Here is a 2,032-nt window from a genome sequence, read left to right as displayed (position 1 = left end):
AGAAAGCTGTCACCGAATCGCTTTCTTATCCAATCAATGAAGCTCTTTCTTTATGCACCACTTCATACGGCGCGTCCATGCGCCGAATGAAGTTACAGCAAACGTCCTGTTTGCTGTTGCAGAAATAGCGTCATCGCTTGGGAAAGCTCAACGGCGGGTAGTCGTAGCCACATTGAGTATCGATATTTATTGTTAACTATTTGAGATTATTAAGATCAACCATTGGATGTCCCGTACTTTTTGCGATTTGTTTATTACGCACCAACATACAAACCACTTTTATGTGATTCATCATCAAATCTTTTTATGTTTTGAAGAATCTTCACCGACGCATGGCTTGTCGTTTCACTTTTAGCTGAAATAGCGTTCATGAAAAATGCTATTCTCACCCATGATTTAAAATGATCATTTGTAAGGTCTGATGCTACAGGGATTAAATTATTAAATATTTCTTTTTCACTTTCACAATAACTTTGGACTTGTAAAACTGCACATTCTTTCAAGCCATTTTGCTCGATATCAGAAATTAAATTAGCAATACACTCTTGATTCTGTTGATGATCAGTACCATAAAAATTACCAGGTTGGCAAGATGGAGGAAAGTCTTTGAAATTATGCTTTAAAAAGAAAATAAGGAACTCACGTAGACGCCTCTCTACTTTGATACTTTTATTTTTCTCTTCTTTCTTTTGCCATTTATCTAACACAAATATAATAACTAGCAACTCAATGCATACACCAATCATTTCTGGAATTATGTTACCTACAAAAAAACCAGATTCGGCTTTAAAATAGGCGATTAATGACATAAGAATAAAACTAACAACCAAAATTACAACGAACGAATATTTATTCACTAAAACACCTATTTTATAAATTGTCTGAATCTATTTTAGAACCAGTAGGGCTATATTTTACAAAGGATACTGTTGTAGATTGAGGAGGGTAAATACTCATACTATCTCTAACAATATATTTTGCAATTATCTCACCCTCTGCATTTTTTTCATCGTATTCATAAATATCCGTATCTCTACCTTTACGCTGCTCACTTTTGCTACTTGTTCTAACCAACTCATGTTGTTCGGGTATACCTAGTTTTTCTTTATACATACGAAACTCCAATATTAAACATAACGAGGCTGTAGAATTACTCTATTTTCGAGTAAACACAGCCATTTTTAAAATATAATAATCAAATAAAACAACAAGTTAAACATTATATTTTTAATGAATTTACAAAAAACGAGTTACTCTACAACCTCAACGCCTCACTAAGAGGCAAATAATAGTTAGTTAAAATAAGCGACGAAGGAACAAAACCAACTGTTATTTGTCCTTTTGAGTGGCTTGTATGGATAATATCATTTTCTATATTCAAGAAGCGCAGCCTCACAAGCTGCTTTTAACTTGGGATCTTTCCTAGGTGGTGAATACATGCCATTTTGGGAAATTGCCTTTTGTTGAATGCTAGCTAAAGTTACATCAGAAACTAATTCACTATCGAAAATATAATATGCGTAGTCTTTGGTAAAAAAACGGGACTCACCACTAATGCGAGCTTCACTATTTTTATCCCAAGCTGACTTTGCGAAAGGAGTTCTAAGTCCTGTATAAATTAACACATTTTTAACATAGTTTAACCCTAACTCCTCCATCGCTAAATACATTACTGCATCCGATTCATCTTTTGTGCACGTTTGTTGCCAATAAAGATAATCATGCAAAATAGCGGGCGCCAATGTTGTTTCATGCGGGGATTCCCACCACCATAATGCTGACGGAATACTTGCAAGATCAGTAATAAAACCTACCGGAACGATTATTTTGTGACTTCCATCATCTGTCATATATCTTAATGGATGAGCGACCATGTATAGAGGAGGATTTGGAGTTAACTGAGTTACTGTTGGTCGGTTGATAGAACAAGAAAATAACAATGAACATGAAACAAGCAATAAAAATGTATATTTAATTAACTTTTTCATACCTTAAACTCCTTGTATATACTCATCTACTCAAATACTCATAT

3 protein-coding genes are annotated in these 2,032 nt (G+C 34.2%); all 3 read right to left on the bottom strand.

Annotated features, from left to right (window positions below; genetic code table 11):
- Positions 1-254: 254 nt before the first annotated feature.
- The 3 genes from H5084_RS19175 to H5084_RS19165 all read right to left on the bottom strand — a co-directional run bounded on the left by H5084_RS19175 (position 255) and on the right by H5084_RS19165 (position 1,988).
- The gene (locus H5084_RS19175; RefSeq protein WP_310735776.1) at positions 255-857 is read right to left on the bottom strand and encodes a hypothetical protein; all 603 of its coding nucleotides are present in this window, start codon (positions 855-857) and stop codon (positions 255-257) included.
- A gap of 13 nt (positions 858-870) precedes the next feature.
- Positions 871-1,113 (bottom strand): hypothetical protein, encoded by a 243-nt coding sequence (locus H5084_RS19170; protein WP_182692225.1) that lies wholly within the window; start codon positions 1,111-1,113, stop codon positions 871-873.
- A gap of 251 nt (positions 1,114-1,364) precedes the next feature.
- Positions 1,365-1,988: a DUF1353 domain-containing protein gene (locus H5084_RS19165; RefSeq protein WP_182692224.1), complete on the bottom strand. Its 624-nt coding sequence runs from the start codon at positions 1,986-1,988 to the stop codon at positions 1,365-1,367.
- Positions 1,989-2,032: the final 44 nt, after the last annotated feature.

This window comes from Psychromonas sp. SR45-3 (assembly GCF_014163575.1).
Taxonomy (GTDB): Bacteria; Pseudomonadota; Gammaproteobacteria; order Enterobacterales; family Psychromonadaceae; genus Psychromonas; species Psychromonas arctica.
The sequence above is the reverse complement of the archived record's forward strand: the minus strand, read 5'-3'. Positions and strand labels throughout refer to the sequence as shown.

What these genes read in the sequence shown, in the direction of transcription:
- H5084_RS19170 (WP_182692225.1), bottom strand. Translation starts at nt 1,113, where the DNA reads ATGTATAAAGAAAAACTAGGTATACCCGAACAACATGAGTTGGTTAGA.
- H5084_RS19165 (WP_182692224.1), bottom strand. Translation starts at nt 1,988, where the DNA reads ATGAAAAAGTTAATTAAATATACATTTTTATTGCTTGTTTCATGTTCA.